Genomic DNA, 723 nt, shown 5'->3' with positions numbered 1-723 from the left:
GCTGAACTCGCCCCACGAAGAACCCCGACTTCAAGGAGAACCCCTCATGTCCACACCCGCATCACTTCCGTATGCCTTCGTCGCCAAGATCGTCGCGGCCGATGGACAGCACGACGCGCTCGCCGATCTGCTCGCCGGCGCTGTCGCACTCGCCAACGAAGAAGTAGGAACGATTGTCTGGTTCGCGGCTAGGACCCACGCCGACACCTTCTGGATCTTCGATGCATTCCCCGACGAGGCCGCTCGCGACGCCCACGCCAACGGCGCCATCGTCGCAGCCCTGATGGCCAACCAGCACCTCCTCGGCGCAGCACCCGAGATCCTGGCGGCCGACGTCCTCGCGTCCAAGCTCCCGTAGTCCGCCAACGCACGAGACGATCGCGCCCCGCCGAGCCGTCGGACCCGACCGCCTCGACACCCGCACCACGTTGACGATCCCCGACGGGCCGATCACGAGGAGGCCAGGCAACACCAGGCGCAAGCCTGGAGCGGCACTGTTTCACCGGTGGTCATCGAGAGAGCCAGCGCGGCTCCATGGCAGCGCAACTGTGTCAACTTGCCCTCCGTCCCGCGAGGCGCCGTGGGCGGGGTCGTGGTTGCGATCCGTTGCCGTGACGGGAGACGCGTTGCGCGTCGCAGCGATGACGGGTCGTTGGCGTTCCGGGGCGTTGCGTTCGTGCGCGCCGCGCGTGCGGCATGGAGCATCTCGCTGCGCACACAACG

General features: G+C 67.8%; 2 protein-coding genes. Both read left to right on the top strand.

Annotated features, from left to right (window positions below; genetic code table 11):
* Nucleotides 1–46: 46 nt before the first annotated feature.
* On the top strand, nucleotides 47–358 hold the full coding sequence (locus MTX35_RS25315; protein ID WP_006247389.1) for a putative quinol monooxygenase: 312 nt from the start codon (nucleotides 47–49) through the stop codon (nucleotides 356–358).
* A gap of 147 nt (nucleotides 359–505) precedes the next feature.
* The coding region (locus MTX35_RS25310; protein WP_243597477.1) for a hypothetical protein at nucleotides 506–723 on the top strand (218 nt) is incomplete at its 3' end.

It is taken from the genome of Rhodococcus sp. ARC_M12 (assembly GCF_022810385.1).
In the GTDB taxonomy this organism is placed as follows: domain Bacteria; phylum Actinomycetota; class Actinomycetes; order Mycobacteriales; family Mycobacteriaceae; genus Rhodococcoides; species Rhodococcoides navarretei.
Note: the sequence above shows the minus strand (reverse complement) of the source record. Positions and strands in the feature narration are given on the sequence as shown.

Coding starts and splice junctions, on each gene's coding strand:
- MTX35_RS25315 (WP_006247389.1), top strand. CDS start 47: ATGTCCACACCCGCATCACTTCCGTATGCCTTCGTCGCCAAGATCGTC.